Here is a 13669-nt window from a genome sequence, read left to right on the forward strand (position 1 = left end):
TGTAAGTTCAGGACAGTTTGTATTCAAACGCCTAAGCAGCCTGTAAGCTAACGAGTGGCGGGTTCGTAGCGTACGGCTACCCAGCGGTTTTTTTCTTTGATACTGACGGGCTTCCAACCTTGGGCTTGCATCGCTTCGCTGATGAGCGCCTCGTCTTCTACATAAAACCCGCTCAGCAATACCGTAGCGCCCGGGCGTAATAGGCGCACATAGGCCGGAATTTCTGCCAAGAGTACATTGCGGTTGATATTGGCTAGCAAGATATCATAACCACCACGCAGGGAGAGGGTCTCTATGGTGCCTTGGTAAATCTGAATAGCCTCACAATCATTGAGTTGTGCGTTTTCGCGTGCGTTTTCGGCAGCCCATTCTTCTATATCATAGGCTTCTACCCAAGTAGCCCGCAATTTCATTGCCATAATTGCCAAAATACCCGTACCACTGCCCGCATCCAGTACAGATTTTTGCGAATGGTCAAGCGCAAGTTGGTGCTCAAGCATCAAGGCAGTGGTTTCGTGATGCCCCGTCCCAAACGACATTTTTGGGTTAATCAGCAGTTCGTAGGCAAAGCTAGGGTCTGGAGCGTGAAAAGAGGCCCTCACACGACACTGTGTGCCGACAGTGATGGGTTCGTAGTGTTTTTCCCAGTCTTCGTTCCAGTTTTGTTGGGCAATGGTCTCATACCGGTATTGCCAAGTGGCTTGCTCGGTATAGGTTTCTTGGAGCAGTGCCAAGGCCGAAGCATCAAACAAATCGCTCACAATGTATGCCTCTAGCCCTTGCTCGGTTTCTACAAAGGTCTCGAAGCCTAGTTCGGCCAATTCGGCCATCAAGATTTCTACAAAATCTGCCGGAGCAGTAACATAAACGGCGGTGTATTCCACGGCATTGATTGTTTAGGGGTGAATGTGTTTGGGAGTATAGCGTAGAAGGGATGGAGGATGGGGCTACAAATGTCTAGGTTTTTTGCTAACTTTCGATGTAATTGACCCAAAAGCGCTTCTTTTTAGGCTCCCGGGCTTCTAACAAACGGAGGCTTTAGGCAGTTTTAAGGTCTGTACTTCTTTCTCTTTACCCTAGCCCCTCTGTCTATGTTACAATTGTTTTACAAAAAATTAGCCGGCTGCTTGCTGTTGCTGGGAGGTATTTTTTTGCTTAATGCCTGTGGATCACAGCCTAACAACAATAACAGCAACACACAAGACACTACCAGCGCCGGTATGGCTCAGGCTGATACCGAAAAGTTGCCGCTCTCCAAACTACGCCTGCCCGAAGGGTTTGAAATCAGCATCTATGCCGAAGGCATCGAAGAGGCTCGCTCGATGGCGCTCAGCCCCAAGGGAACGCTTTTTGTCGGCAACCGACGCAAAGACAAGGTGTATGCCCTTGTAGACACCAACCAAGACTACCGTGCCGACAAGGTCTATGTCATCGCCTCCGGCCTCAATATGCCCAATGGGGTGGCCTTCAAAGACGGCAGCCTCTATGTGGCTGAAGTAAACCGTATTTTGCGTTTTGATGATATCGAAAACCGCCTCGATAACCCCCCTACGCCGGTAGTAGTGTATGACCAATACCCCACCGACAAGCACCACGGCTGGAAATTTATCGCCTTTGGCCCCGATGGCAAGCTCTATGTCCCTGTGGGAGCGCCCTGCAACATCTGCGAGCGCCTCGATAACCCTTTTTATGCTTCCATTACCCGTATGGATCCTGATGGCAATAATGTAGAAGTGTTTGCTTCGGGGGTGCGCAATACAGTGGGCTTCACTTGGCATCCCGAAAATAAAGAAATGTGGTTTACGGATAATGGACGTGATATGCTGGGCGACGACATCCCGCCTTGTGAACTCAACCACGCCCCCAAGGCTGGAATGCACTTTGGCTACCCCTACTGCCACGGGGGCGACCTGCCCGACCCTGAGTTTGGCAGCAAACGTAAGTGTGAGGAGTTTACCGCACCCGCCCAAAAGCTAGGCCCTCACGTGGCTCCACTGGGTATCCGGTTTTATACCGGCAATATGTTCCCCAAATCTTACAAAAATCAGTTGATTTTTGCCGAGCACGGCTCTTGGAACCGCAATAAGAAGATTGGCTACCGTCTCTGCATTGCTGAGCTGGAGGGCGACAAAGTGGTGAGCTACAAACCTTTTATCGATGGGTGGCTCGACAATGACTCTCAGGAGGTATGGGGCCGACCGGTCGATGTTCAGCTTCTGCCCGATGGCTCGATGCTCGTGTCTGATGACTATGCTGATGTTATTTACCGCATTACCTACAAAGGCTAATGCAGCCTCTCAGTACATCCAAGACGTGCTGATTTCCGTGGCTATCAATGACTTTTAGGAAAATCAATTTCTTGGAATAATCGCTATCAAACATAACCCACAGTTACAGGCTGTGGGTTTTTAGATGTAGGCAGAAAAGCAGTCTAAGGCTTACTTCTCCAAAATATCTAAGGTGTATTTACTTGCATTCTGATAGCTTTATATTCCGATACTGATATTACAACCCACTTTCCGCACCCCTTAATTTCAGATTACGGAATTAAGATAAAAATAGATTAAATTGATTTTTAATTGTGTTTTTCAAATAAAATCCTGTAGATGAGTGTTTTTTAAAAAACAGGTTTTATTATAATTGAGCACTGAAAAATGCTAATTTACTTAATAGTACCTAATCTTGAAAAACAGGGTGCGGAAAGTGGGGTCTATATCAACGATACCCAATACTTCGACCATGTGCCTCAAGTAGCCTAGGAGTTTTATATCGGGGGCTACCAACCGGCTCAAAAATGGCTCAAAGACCGGAAAGACCGCCAATTGGAGTTTGAGGATATTTTGCACTATCAAAAAATCATCGTAGCACTAACCGAAACCGACAGACTGATGAGAGAGATTGATAAAATCAACTTCATAACCTAGTGTCGAGCACCACAGAACTTTAGGAGCGGTAGGTGCTAAACCCGGGCTTGCTGCCGTGTGCTTGACTGCTGTCTACTACCCGAATAGCCACTACCTCGGCGCTGGCTGTTTGAATGCCTTCAGCCCAAGCTTCGCAGGCGATGATCGTTTTGCGTCCTTTTACTTCCAACACCCGAGCCTCCAACCTGATGGGAACATCAATGGGGGTGGGTTGTAAGTACTTCACCGTCATAGTTCCTGTGGCATACATATACACTGGGGCGCTGTCGTAGGGGCGGCCTTCGCTGCGGTAGGCGTGTGCCATAGCTGTCCCCATGGTATGGCAGTCGATAAGGGTTGCCAAAATCCCCCCATTCATCAAGCCCTTCCAACCTTGATACTTAGGGTCGTGGGCATCCCACAGGCAGACACAGGCATCCCCTTCCCAATGGCTTTTGATTTGCAGCCCTTGGGGGTTGTCCTTACCACAACCAAAGCAGATGTTGCCGTCCATAAAGTCTTGAATGTAGTCTGTATCAGGGTTTTGCATAAGGATTTGCGCAGTTTTTGAGTTGGAGTGATTTACCTAGGAACTTCTACACTTTGTAGAATTTGGTTGATGACCTGCTGTAGGGCCAGCCCTTCCATTTCTTTTTCGGGGGTAAGCACTAGGCGGTGGACGAGTACATGTGGGCTGATAAATTTGACATCATCGGGGGTGATAAAATCACGTCCTTGGACAGCCGCATAGGCTTTGGCACCGGCCAAAATCGCTAGAGAGGCGCGGGGCGATGCCCCCAGATAGAGCGCGGGATGGTGGCGTGTTTGGTGAACAATCTGCGCGATATAGCGCAAAAAATCCTCCTGAACGTGAATTTGTTGGATATACTGCCGGTAGCGTGTCAGGGATGTAGGGTCAAGCACAGGGCTTAGCGCCGGAGGGCTGTTCTGAGGGCGTTGGTGTAGGCGGTTTAGGATTTCGATTTCTTCGCTGAAAGAGGGGTAGCCGACCGTGATTTTGAACAAAAAGCGGTCGAGTTGGGCTTCTGGTAGGCGGTAAGTCCCTTCTTGCTCGATAGGGTTTTGGGTGGCCAATACCATAAAAGGTGTATCCATGGGGTAGGTCTTACCGTCCATCGTAATTTGGCGCTCTTCCATTACTTCAAAAAGTGCCGATTGGGTCTTGGCCGGAGCGCGGTTGATTTCATCAATCAAGACCATATTGGCAAAAATGGCCCCTTGTCGAAACTCAAACTGTGTCGTTTGGGGGTTGAATACCGAAGTACCCAATACGTCCGAAGGCATCAAGTCAGGGGTAAACTGGATACGCGAGAATTTAGCGGCGATAACAGAAGACAGAAGCTTTGCTGTCAGTGTTTTGGCTACGCCCGGCAGGCCTTCAATCAGGACGTGCCCATTGGCCAAAAGCGCCGTAAGTAGCAAGTCGACCATAGTGTGTTGGCCAACGAGGGTTTGGCCTATATCTTCTTTGACGCGGTTGAGTGCTTGGTGCAGCTCAGATAGGTCTAGGCGGTTTTCAAACATAGGAAGAAGAAGCTACTAACCTTGATGGAGTTGTTGAATGAAGGGGTTCGGAGCTGTTATTGCAGCCTATCCAAACCCACTTCAATATAAGGATAAATAGGATTGGAGCATAAGCTTTAGTACAAATTATCCAAAAACTTGTCTTTCACCTCAAAATCATCGAGGGTCAGAAACTGCTCCCAAAAGTCTGTTTCGGGTAATGGTCCTACACAGATGATGGGCTCTTTGCGTACCGGATGTACAAAATACAGGCGGCGGGCGTGTAGGTGAATGCTCTGGTCTTCGTTAGCACGAGGGAAGCCATACTTTGTATCACCTTTGATAGGGCAGCCCATACTGGCCAACTGCACCCGAATTTGGTGTGGGCGGCCTGTGAGGGGGCTTATCTCCAAGAGGTAGTGGTCGTTTAGGTAGCCCAGCGTGCGGTAGGTCAGCTCAGCCTTTTGTGCCTCGGGGTGTGGATAATCATAGGCCGTTACGTAGTTGCGGCTTTCGTCTTTGAGCAGCCAGTGTGTCAGCTTGTCTTGTTTTTTGGGAGGCTTACGCTTGACAATCGCCCAGTAAGTTTTTTGGATTTCGCGTTTGCGGAAAAGCTCTGTCATCCGTTCTAGTCCTTTGGAGGTACGCGCCAACACTACCAGTCCACTGACAGGCCGGTCGAGACGGTGTACCAAGCCCATAAAAACCTCGCCGGGTTTGTCATATTTTTCCTTGATGTATACTTTGGCGTGGTCGAGCAGGGTACGGTCTTTGGTATGGTCGCCCTGAACCAAAAGACCAGATGGCTTGCTGACGATGAGAAGGTGATTGTCTTCGTAAATGACTTGGAAAGGGAGTTTCATGACCGTCTGTGTGGGTGGAAATAAAAAGATGGGCAATATAGAAGCCTATAAGTTTTTGAATACTTTAGCAATGGGGGTGAGCCCATCGGGTAGCGCTTGAGATATCAACAGCTTATGAGATATACTCAACCCAAACTGGTTGGGGAAATGTGCGCGCTGAGAGTCCTGGAGAATCAAGAAAATCAAATCCTGTAAATCCTCTTCAGAAAGCAGGGCTAAAACGGAGGTCAAAGCATTCATTTTATACCAAAATAAGACCTCGTGTTGCCCCGAAGCGATGGCTTCGGGCTATTTTTGGCAGTGTCTAGGGTAGTAAAATATCAAACATTAAAGTAGTAGTGTTAGCATCTATGAGACCTTACTAATACGGATAAGGTGTTGCTCACGGTCTCGGCTGTGATAATAGCGGAGGCATTGATTGGCCTCATCCATCTCAAAATACCCGTCCGAGACTTCTACTTTGTAGCCTTGGGGGAATTGATAACGAGGGATAAACAGCTCCGTACAGCCATTGCCCATTTCGGGGTAGTGTGTAAACTCAAACTCGAAGATGTGCTTTCGGTAGTCGAAGAAAAGCCTGTCGGCAATGCCCGAAACGGCCATAGGGTAGGGTCGCAAAATCGCTTTGAGCGAGCGTCCGCCGCTGTAGGGGTCTTCATCGTCTTGGTATTCGGTACGGCTAAAGATGGAGCAGTCTTCGGTATTGAGGCCGTCGCCCTGTTCGTGGGTATTGGTGGGGGTGTAGTTCCAATAGCAGTAATGGAGCAATAGGTTTTTCTCCAGCCTGCTGAGTATCTGGTCAGTAGCCTTGGTATGTGTTTGGTAGTTTTGTGTTTTGAGTGCCCTTCCGTCGTTGAGATTAAAGGGGATACCCACTTGGCTGATGAACGTAGGCACTCCACCGAGTAGGTCGATGCTTTGTTGTTTGAGGGCTTGCAGGTGTTCTTCCTTTGTGCGCTCAATCTTTTGTTTGCCCCATACCGTACGGTGGCGGCGCAGGTCATAGTCGAGCCAGGCGCTATGCATTCCGGCAAAATGAGGCATTGCTTCGCGCCAAACCACACTATTGACAATCTGCTGTGCGTCTTCGGAGTTGAACTGTGGGTGTTCTTCGTCGAGGGGAGGAGCGCTGAAAATCAGCGCCTCGGAGTGTTGTTGGCGGATGCCCTCGGCAAAGCGGTTGATGAATGGCAGCAGGTAGTCTTCTGCAAAGTTCACGCGGCGCTCGTTGATTTCGGTAAAGTAGTGAGGCTTGAGCAGGCGCGAAGTACCGATACCGTCAGACTCCCATACATCGTGGGTTTTCCAAATACAGCGGAAGCCATTGAGCCAAGCCTTTACCCCCGTAGGGTTGAGCTGTACCTTGCCTTTTTGGGCAGGGCCAAAGCGCCCAAACTCCCAGTTTTCGACCTCGCAAGGGTTACCCAAGCCCAACATCATCGACTGAAAGGGGGTGGGCGAAGGGCCTTTGCGCAGCAAAAACTGATTGCTGTGGAGGTTTTCCCAGCCTATCCATCCTGCGCTGGGGTTGTGCATGACTTCATAGCCAATCACATTGGCACAAGTAACCAAACGCTGCGCCAAGGCACTATAAGCAGCGATATAGCGCTGTTGTAAGTATTCTTGGATAGGTATTTGGTTGTGGACGAGTGTCTGGGGCGCAAAATCATTTCCCGCAAAAAAGAGCGTAAACATCGTAGCGGCAGCCAACTTAGGGTAGTTGCTCAACGTGTAGGCTTGTTGATAGTCGTTGGGCGACTCGTGGTGTAGGGTGGCTGCGCCGGCCTTGGCAAACTGCTGTACGTCCAGGCCGGCCAGCTCAAAAGTCCAAGCGGGTGCGCCTGCGCCACCCGAAAAGCGGCTCCAAGCCTCTTGATAAGGACAAATCAAAACCCAAAGTCCGTGTTGGATGGCTTTACCGGCCAAGCTGCGGATATGATCGAGGTAGGCTTCATCGTATTGCTCTGGAGCAATAGGCTCTATGGCCTCCCAAGGCACCAGCAAGCGTACCAAATTAAAACCCCACTGCGAGAGTCGTTTGAAGTGTTGGTCGGCCTCTTCCAGCGGGAAAGGGGTATTGAGGTAGCTGACACGCTTGCGGTCGTAGAAGTTGTCAGGTATTTCGGAGCGAACCCTCGGGGTGTGAGGAAGCAAGGCGTTGCCGCCTACCGAAATGCCGCGAAAAAACAAGCTCCGGTCGTGCTCATCGACAAATTGTTGGGCTTTGATTTGAATCATATACAGTGTAAGGGCGCTAGACAGTGAAAAAGGTGCGGTGGTTGGGCGGAGCTACAACCACTCGTATTGATGCTCTTGGATGTCGAGATTGTGATAGACCTTCTGCACGTCGTCGTCGTCTTCGAGTACGCTGATAAGCTTGAGTACCTCTTTGATGGCTTCATCATCAAGGCTGACCATAGAGACCGGAATGCGTTGCAACTCGGCGTTTTCGGCTTCTATTTTTTGCTCTTCAAGCCCTTTTTGTACGCGCCCAAAGTCTTCCATCGCGCAGGTTACCAAGAAGGTATTGTCTTGAAACTCTACGTCTTCAGCTCCCACATCGATGAGTGTAAGGGTAAACTCATCGGTATCTATACCTTCAGGAGCCTGAATGGTAAACACTCCCTTGCGTTGAAATATAAATTCGAGGGAGCCGTTAGTGCCGAGGCTGCCGTTGTATTTGCGGAAAGTAGAGCGTACGTTCTGTACAGTACGGGTCGGGTTGTCTGTCATGGCTTCTACAAAAACAGCCACTCCGTTAGAGCCATATCCTTCGTAGCTTACCTCGGTATAGTCGGTAGAGTCGTTGCCGGTAGCTTTGTTGATGGCGCGTTCGATGTTGTCCTTGGGTACGTTGGCTCCTTTGGCGTTTTGGATGGCCAATCGCAGGCGCGGGTTCGACTCTGGGTCGCCGCCGCCGGTGCGTGCAGCCACGCTGATTTCTTTGATGAGCTTGGTAAACAACTTACCGCGTTTGGCATCAGCGGCTCCTTTGCGGTGTTTGATATTGGCCCATTTACTATGTCCTGCCATAACAAATGATGGTATATTTGGTTATCAAAAATAGCTATAATACGAAGGCTTACAGCCTAAAAAGTACAAAGGTAGCAATTATACCCTATGCAAACAATTGCAGGCTACCTTTTGCGCCGCCACGGCTGCGTGAAATACCTCAACATTTTTGCCCTGTGCTCATATAGCCATTCCCAAAAAACAGCTACCTTTGTACCTGTTTTTGACTATACTAGGACAAGCCTCCAATGAAAACATTCTTTCGTATACTCTCTTACGGCAAGCCGCTCAATCGATACATTATCCCGTATTTTTTGTTTTCGCTCCTATATTCCGTATTTTCTTTGGCCAACTTCGGTCTATTGGTACCCTTGCTAGATGTCTTGTTTAGTGATACCTCCGTGGCAGCCCAAACAGCAGCGCCCTTTCCAGAGGCTTCGTTTTCGCCACGCTATGTCATCGACGTATTTTACTACTACTTTTATCATTACATCCGTACCTACGGTGCTTTCAGCACCTTACAGTTCGTTTGTGGTATATTCATTCTGGCAATGATTTTGTCTAATATTTGCCTCTATTTCTCTATTCGGGTGATGGAGTATATGCGGGTGCAGGTGGTGGAGAACTTGCGCCGCGATTTTTTTACCAAAATTACCCAACTACACTTGGGCTACTTTTCCGATCAGCGAAAAGGAGACATCATGGCTCGTATGACTACAGATGCCGTAGAGGTGGAAGCAATGGCGATGAACACCCTCCGGATGATTTTCAAAGATCCACTCAAAATCATCTTGTTTTTCATCGGCTTGTTTGTCATTTCTGTAAAGCTGACCTTATTTACCTTGGTATTTATCCCTTTGTCGAGCTTATTGGTGGCCTATGTCATCAACAAGCTCAAGCGCAAGGCCGACTATACCCAGCAGATTTTGGGCAATATGGGCAGTATCTTGGATGAAACCATTGGTGGGCTGCGCGTCATCAAAGCCTTTAATGCAGGGCCTTATATCCGAGGGGTGTTTGAAGCCCAAAACCAAGCCTACTCCCGCACAATGCGCTCCCTTGCCCGCACACGTGAGGCGGCCTCACCTTTGTCAGAAGTGCTCGGCACTACTATCGTGGCCGGTATCTTGCTCTATGGTGGCAGCTTGGTACTCAGCGACCAGTCGGAGCTGAAAGCCAGCCAGTTTGTAGCATACATCACTCTCTTCTGGCAGATTATGCAGCCTGCCAAAAGCTTGACCAGCGCCTTCAGTGTGGTGCAGAAAGGTATTGCCGCCGGCGACCGTATCTTTGCTGTATTAGATACGCCTCTGGCCATCACCGACAAGCCCGAGGCCACCCCGCTCAAGGCCTTTGAAGAGGGAATCACGTTTGAAAACGTCTCTTTCCGCTACGAAGACAATTGGGTGCTCAAAGATATCAGCTTTAGTATCCCTAAGGGCAAAACAGTAGCCCTTGTAGGCGAAACAGGCAGCGGCAAGTCTACAATCGCCGACCTTATCCCGCGCTTCTACGACGTACAGTCTGGCGCGATTCGTATCGATGGGCACGATATCCGCGACTTGCAGTGGGAAACAATTATGCAAAACCTAGGCATTGTTACCCAAGACGCAATCCTCTTTCACGATACCATCTACAACAACATTGCCTTTGGCAGCCCCCACGCCACCCGCGAAGAGGTAGAACGCGCCGCACAAATAGCCAATGCCCACGAGTTTATTCTCCATGCTGAGCAAGGCTACCAAACGGTCATCGGCGACCGAGGCGTAAAGCTCTCCGGAGGCCAACGACAACGCATCACCATCGCACGGGCAATCTTGAAAAACCCGCCTATACTGATTCTGGATGAAGCAACCTCGGCGCTCGATGCAGGCTCCGAAAAACTCGTACAAGAGGCGCTCGATAACCTGATGCAAAACCGCACCTCCTTGGTCATCGCACACCGCCTCAGCACCATCCAAAACGCAGACGAAATCTTGGTATTGCGCCAAGGCGAAATCATTGAGCGCGGAACGCACGAGTCGCTCCTGCGTAATCAGGATGGGGTCTACCGTAAGTTCAAACACATGCAAACACTATAACCCACACCGAAGCCCACCACTATGGATAAAGTACTTATTGTTCTCAAAAATATCACTGTTGCCATTTTCCTAGTTGTCCTGAGCTTTGCCTATTATGATATGGGCGAGGGCATCAGCTCTATGATCATTCTGTTTTTGGACAATCAGGGGCTGCCCGGCGCAAAAATAGACCGTTCTTGGTTCTTTTATGGCCTGAGTCTTTTTGTAGTACTCTTTAATGCGCTGATTGCTACAGCTATCCAATTGTTGCGCCGTTATCCTATTCAGGCCTTGCCGGTAGCAAAGGCCGACTTTTGGCACGCCAACGAAGAAAATCTGATTGAAACACGATCAATATGGGTAGGATGGTTGGCCGCGCTAGGCATATTTGCCAACCTATGGCTGTTGACAATGGTCATCAGAGTCTGGTTTATTCACCGCACACTGATTGGCACAGTAGAGGCATACCACCCCTTCTGGATTGTATTGTTGGTCTTCTTGCTGGGTTGGATGATATTTCCCTCATTGCGTTTCCGCAGTCTGCCCAAAGCCGATACAGCCATAGAATAAGGAACAACCAACAACCGTAGTGCTTGCTGTGCCCACTAACCATAGCCTCTCCCTATTTGCCACAATTATTTGACTGATAGTTGTATTGGAAGCATACAGCCTGCAGCAAGGCCGCCCAAAAAAGTATGGCTGCCTCAGCCACGGAAACGATGGCCAAAGAGAAAAAATACCTCCAATTGCGCCTACACGATGGGCTTTTTGCTACTGTTGCCGGAGTTTGCCAAGTATATTTCTGCTTTCTGGATGGGGATGTTTGTAAGTGCTTACTTTGTACAGGGTATTGTTACAACGCTCCTTATCAGGAAAAATGTTCAGAAAGAACTCCGAGAACTGCGCGTAGTGGTGGCACTGCAAGAGCGTTTGTTGGAGCAGGAAATTTCATCAGTGTAAGGGATACTGTCAGCGCAGCTTTTAGCCGCCTGTGCTTTCATAGGCGGCTAAAAGTGTTCTTTTAGAGGAAAAATTGATGCAGCTAGTCCCCATCATGCGTTCTTGATTCCGCCTGCGTCCTCACAGACGATTGTAGGGCGGCATCATTTTTAGTTTTTATAACGCTTTCCTGATTTCCTCCAACATCTTCTTGCCGCCATCAGCCAAGAGTTCTTCTGCGAGTGTTTGGCCTATTTTTTCGGCATCGGCAGCGGCTCCGCTGAGGCTTCGGCGCAAGATTTGCGTACCATCAAGGCTGATGATACCGGCCTCTAACGTTACTTGGTCTTTTTGGAGCGTGGCATAGCCAAAAATCGGCACACTACAGCCGCCTTCTAGTTTGCGCAACAGGCTGCGTTCGGCCTTGAGGCAGGCCTCTGTTTGAGGGTGATTGACCAACTGTCTGATTTGCTCGTATTTTTTGCTATCTAGCTTGGTAGAGGCTTCTATCGCAATGGCGCCTTGCCCCACAGCAGGGGTAAAAATATTCAAGGGAAGCTCTTCGACGATATACTCTCCATAATTCATTCGGTGTACGCCTGCATAGGCCAAGATAAGCGCATCATAGTAGCCCTCTTCAAGCTTTTTCATGCGGGTTTGGAGGTTGCCACGAGCTTCGGCTGAGCGCACATTGGGGTAGTAGTGTTTGAGCATCGCCGAGCGGCGGGTAGAAGACGTACCTACCACAAACGAACGGTCAAAATCAGCCATACGGGTGTCCGTATTATAGCTAATGACCACATCGTGTGGTTTTTCGCGTTCGTCAAAGGCAATCAAGGCCAAGCCCTTGCCCAAGCTCGACTGCACGTCTTTGGCACTATGTACGGCGATATCAATCTTTTTTTCTAAAAGTTGCTCTTCTAGCTCTGCCGTAAACAGCCCTTTGCTGCCGATTTTGGACAAAGATTTATCGAGAATTTTATCTCCTTTGGTTTCAATGGTAATGATTTCAGAAGCGATACCGCCCTTTTTAAGCAATGCTGCAATATGTTTGGCTTGCCAAAGGGCAAGTTTGCTTCCTCTCGTACCGATACGTATGGTCATGGGCACAAATAGTACTTTGGTGGAATTTTTACAAAAACAAAATTTTTTCAAAAAAATGCAAGCCTTTTGTCAATCTTTAAGTATTGTTAAGGCTTTGCACGGTAGGCTTTGCCGAAGCGCAGCCAAGTTATTGGGCGTAGCTGCCGGTTTGTTTGAGCAATCGCGCCAGCTGTATCGATAGGTTTAAGAACAATATTTTGCCATTCGCATTGCGCTCTAGGTGGCCGTATGCGGTATTGAGGGCTTCATAAATACCGGGGGTGTTTTCGAGATGCATCACCTTTCCCAGTCCTTGGATAAACTGTACAGCCTCACCTTCGAGCCGTACCAAGCTGCCTAGGGCTTGCCCTGAGAGCAGTGCGTCGCGGCAGGCTCCCATACCATAACGAATCAGGTTTTTTTGTGTTTCTTTCCCCATTTTCCCAAACACTTCCATAAAAGAAAGCATCTCCAATACGTCTGACTTATAACAGGCGCGCATCCAATCTCTAAAAAAAGGCAGGTGCTCCATGGCTTCTGATTGTAGCAGGCGGTGGGCTTCACTCATACTGCCGTCGGCTAAGTAGCCGATGGCTTGCGCACGGGCTTCGTCTATGGGATAATGGGCAAGCAGGTTTTGGCGTAATTCTTCATCGCTGAAGGCCGGAATTTGCAGTGCCTGTACCCGCGAGCGGATGGTAGCCAGCAGCTTATCGGGTTGGTAACTGACCAACAAGAAGATTGTACGAGAAGGGGGCTCTTCTAAAATCTTGAGTATGGCATTGGCCGCGTTGAGGTTCATCCACTCGGGCAGCCACATCAGCAGTACTTTGTAGTTGGCCTCAAAAGGTTTGAGTGCTAGGGAGTTGACCAGCCTCCTGCTTTCTTCTACTGCGATAGAGGCCTGTTTGTTGTCAGCTTCTATCAAGTGTAGCCATTGGCTGAGATCTAGATAAGGGGTATCGAGCAGAGCGCTCCGCCACTCAGCCAAAAAGTCGAGGGAGGTCGCCTTGCTGACGTTTGCCGTGTTGGCAGTTGGGAAGACAAAGTGCAAGTCAGGGTGAATCAGCTTGCCAGATTTGACACATGACGGACAGACCCCGCAAGCCCCAGTAGCATCAGGTTGTTGGCACAACAACAGCGAGGCATAGGCCCAAGCAATGGGTAGGGCGGCACCCCCTTCTTGTCCATAGAAAAGCTGTGCATGTGCGATTTGCCCACGGTGATAGGCTTGCAAAAGTTGTTCTTTGACGGTATCGAGCCCGACAATATCTGAGAAACGCAT

14 protein-coding genes are annotated in these 13669 nt (G+C 49.2%); 5 read left to right on the forward strand and 9 right to left on the reverse strand.

What is annotated here, in order from left to right:
• Positions 1 to 47 precede the first annotated feature (47 nt).
• Complete coding sequence (gene prmA, locus G499_RS0109475; protein WP_026999743.1) at positions 48 to 884, reverse strand: 50S ribosomal protein L11 methyltransferase; 837 nt, start codon at positions 882 to 884, stop codon at positions 48 to 50.
• A gap of 207 nt (positions 885 to 1091) precedes the next feature.
• Here prmA and G499_RS0109480 point away from each other — a divergent pair, with 207 nt between their 5' ends.
• A complete protein-coding gene (locus tag G499_RS0109480; RefSeq protein ID WP_035727100.1) occupies positions 1092 to 2288 on the forward strand; it encodes a PQQ-dependent sugar dehydrogenase in 1197 nt (398 codons plus the stop codon).
• Between the two features lie 378 nt (positions 2289 to 2666).
• Here the strand turns inward: G499_RS0109480 and G499_RS22310 are convergent, their stop codons facing one another.
• Positions 2667 to 2846: a hypothetical protein gene (locus tag G499_RS22310; protein ID WP_245576725.1), complete on the reverse strand. Its 180-nt coding sequence runs from the start codon at positions 2844 to 2846 to the stop codon at positions 2667 to 2669.
• Here G499_RS22310 and G499_RS22315 point away from each other — a divergent pair.
• Positions 2769 to 2924, forward strand: coding sequence for a hypothetical protein (locus tag G499_RS22315; RefSeq protein ID WP_342663930.1), 156 nt, complete (start codon positions 2769 to 2771; stop codon positions 2922 to 2924). The two genes, G499_RS22310 and G499_RS22315, sit on opposite strands and share 78 nt — an antisense overlap.
• Before the next feature lie 19 nt (positions 2925 to 2943).
• On the opposite strand, the gene G499_RS0109495 is transcribed toward G499_RS22315, so the two are convergent.
• From G499_RS0109495 to G499_RS0109520, 5 genes are all read right to left on the reverse strand, one after another.
• Positions 2944 to 3453: a PaaI family thioesterase gene (locus G499_RS0109495; protein ID WP_026999745.1), complete on the reverse strand. Its 510-nt coding sequence runs from the start codon at positions 3451 to 3453 to the stop codon at positions 2944 to 2946.
• Between the two features lie 32 nt (positions 3454 to 3485).
• Entirely contained in the window at positions 3486 to 4448 is a 963-nt protein-coding gene (locus G499_RS0109500; protein WP_026999746.1) for an AAA family ATPase, read from the reverse strand.
• 116 nt (positions 4449 to 4564) lie between these two features.
• Positions 4565 to 5290 (reverse strand): RluA family pseudouridine synthase, encoded by a 726-nt coding sequence (locus G499_RS0109505; RefSeq protein WP_026999747.1) that lies wholly within the window; start codon positions 5288 to 5290, stop codon positions 4565 to 4567.
• Positions 5291 to 5638: 348 nt separating this feature from the next.
• Positions 5639 to 7528, reverse strand: a complete 1890-nt coding sequence (locus tag G499_RS0109515) for a glycoside hydrolase family 5 protein (RefSeq protein ID WP_026999749.1) — start codon at positions 7526 to 7528, stop codon at positions 5639 to 5641.
• A gap of 51 nt (positions 7529 to 7579) precedes the next feature.
• A complete protein-coding gene (locus tag G499_RS0109520; RefSeq protein WP_026999750.1) occupies positions 7580 to 8323 on the reverse strand; it encodes a YebC/PmpR family DNA-binding transcriptional regulator in 744 nt (247 codons plus the stop codon).
• 227 nt (positions 8324 to 8550) lie between these two features.
• On the opposite strand from G499_RS0109520, the gene G499_RS0109530 reads away from it, so the two are divergent.
• The 3 genes from G499_RS0109530 to G499_RS0109540 all read left to right on the forward strand — a co-directional run bounded on the left by G499_RS0109530 (position 8551) and on the right by G499_RS0109540 (position 11322).
• Positions 8551 to 10383 (forward strand): ABC transporter ATP-binding protein, encoded by a 1833-nt coding sequence (locus G499_RS0109530; protein ID WP_026999751.1) that lies wholly within the window; start codon positions 8551 to 8553, stop codon positions 10381 to 10383.
• A 21-nt stretch (positions 10384 to 10404) separates the two neighbouring features.
• On the forward strand, positions 10405 to 10932 hold the full coding sequence (locus G499_RS0109535; RefSeq protein WP_026999752.1) for a hypothetical protein: 528 nt from the start codon (positions 10405 to 10407) through the stop codon (positions 10930 to 10932).
• Positions 10933 to 11121: 189 nt separating this feature from the next.
• Positions 11122 to 11322 (forward strand): hypothetical protein, encoded by a 201-nt coding sequence (locus G499_RS0109540; RefSeq protein ID WP_026999753.1) that lies wholly within the window; start codon positions 11122 to 11124, stop codon positions 11320 to 11322.
• A 156-nt stretch (positions 11323 to 11478) separates the two neighbouring features.
• On the opposite strand, the gene hemC is transcribed toward G499_RS0109540, so the two are convergent.
• Positions 11479 to 12405 (reverse strand): hydroxymethylbilane synthase, encoded by a 927-nt coding sequence (hemC, locus tag G499_RS0109545; RefSeq protein ID WP_026999754.1) that lies wholly within the window; start codon positions 12403 to 12405, stop codon positions 11479 to 11481.
• A 127-nt stretch (positions 12406 to 12532) separates the two neighbouring features.
• Entirely contained in the window at positions 12533 to 13669 is a 1137-nt protein-coding gene (locus G499_RS0109550) for a DNA polymerase III subunit (RefSeq protein ID WP_026999755.1), read from the reverse strand.

This window comes from Eisenibacter elegans DSM 3317 (assembly GCF_000430505.1).
GTDB classification, from domain to species: Bacteria; Bacteroidota; Bacteroidia; order Cytophagales; family Microscillaceae; genus Eisenibacter; species Eisenibacter elegans.

Excerpts from the sequence above, each read along its gene's own strand:
- G499_RS0109480 (WP_035727100.1), top strand. The coding sequence starts at position 1,092 with ATGTTACAATTGTTTTACAAAAAATTAGCCGGCTGCTTGCTGTTGCTG.
- G499_RS0109495 (WP_026999745.1), bottom strand. The coding sequence starts at position 3,453 with ATGCAAAACCCTGATACAGACTACATTCAAGACTTTATGGACGGCAAC.
- G499_RS0109500 (WP_026999746.1), bottom strand. The coding sequence starts at position 4,448 with ATGTTTGAAAACCGCCTAGACCTATCTGAGCTGCACCAAGCACTCAAC.
- G499_RS0109505 (WP_026999747.1), bottom strand. The coding sequence starts at position 5,290 with ATGAAACTCCCTTTCCAAGTCATTTACGAAGACAATCACCTTCTCATC.
- G499_RS0109515 (WP_026999749.1), bottom strand. The coding sequence starts at position 7,528 with ATGATTCAAATCAAAGCCCAACAATTTGTCGATGAGCACGACCGGAGC.
- G499_RS0109520 (WP_026999750.1), bottom strand. The coding sequence starts at position 8,323 with ATGGCAGGACATAGTAAATGGGCCAATATCAAACACCGCAAAGGAGCC.
- G499_RS0109530 (WP_026999751.1), top strand. The coding sequence starts at position 8,551 with ATGAAAACATTCTTTCGTATACTCTCTTACGGCAAGCCGCTCAATCGA.
- G499_RS0109535 (WP_026999752.1), top strand. The coding sequence starts at position 10,405 with ATGGATAAAGTACTTATTGTTCTCAAAAATATCACTGTTGCCATTTTC.
- G499_RS0109540 (WP_026999753.1), top strand. The coding sequence starts at position 11,122 with ATGGGCTTTTTGCTACTGTTGCCGGAGTTTGCCAAGTATATTTCTGCT.
- hemC (WP_026999754.1), bottom strand. The coding sequence starts at position 12,405 with ATGACCATACGTATCGGTACGAGAGGAAGCAAACTTGCCCTTTGGCAA.
- G499_RS0109550 (WP_026999755.1), bottom strand. The coding sequence starts at position 13,669 with ATGCGTTTCTCAGATATTGTCGGGCTCGATACCGTCAAAGAACAACTT.